At 28.5% G+C, this 776-nt stretch carries 1 protein-coding gene; it reads left to right on the top strand.

What is annotated here, in order from left to right; genetic code table 11:
- Positions 1–776, top strand: a 776-nt coding sequence (locus tag AZI32_RS17165; RefSeq protein WP_157450971.1) for a DUF2334 domain-containing protein, incomplete at both ends; no start/stop codon positions are given.

The following is a 776-nucleotide window of genomic DNA, read 5'->3' as shown; positions in this document are numbered from 1 at the left end:
TGATTTAATATATGATAAAAAGGTAAATAGCATAAATGAATTAAATTATAAAGGGAAAAAACTAGCTATATCTGGAAGTGATTATTTTGATGTAGTTAACACTAGGGGTGAGAGTAATAAGGTATTAGCAACTATGAAAGATTCTTATAATGAATATCCTTATGTTATAAACAATAAAAATTTATATTTCATTGCAGAGTACAAAATAGATCAGTCCTTCATATTTGAAGATACTTTAAATGATTTTTATAATATAAAAAACTTTGAAAAAGGTAAAGTATTTGTAAGGATTGAGGATGTGCATTTATTTAGAGATAAAAATAACCTAAAAGAGATTGCAGACTATTTATATTCTGAAGGCATACCTTTTATGATAGCATTAATTCCAGCATATGTAGATAGCAAAACTGGGAAAATAAATACCATAAAAGATGATCCGGAGTTTATACAAACTATAAAGTATATGCAAGATAGAGGTGGTAGCGTTATTTTACATGGATATATGCATTCTTTAGATAAAAGAGAGATTTCAGGGGAAGGATATGAGTTTTGGGATATGGAAAAAGATGAGCCTATATCTAAAAATATGGAGAACTATGTTAAGGATAGAGTTTTAAGTGGATTGAGATTGTGTGTAGAACAGGGTATTTACCCTCTTGGATTTGAAGCACCTCACTATGCTATGGATCAAAATGGCTATACAGAGTTAAAAAAATATTTTTCAACTTATGTTGGTCAATACCAAAACAATAACGAAAACTTTGCTACAAGTAGTT

Origin of the sequence: Clostridium sp. ATCC 25772, from assembly GCF_001573875.1 — a bacterium.
Lineage (GTDB): Bacteria > Bacillota > Clostridia > Clostridiales > Clostridiaceae > Clostridium_J > Clostridium_J senegalense.
Note: the sequence above shows the minus strand (reverse complement) of the source record. Positions and strands in the feature narration are given on the sequence as shown.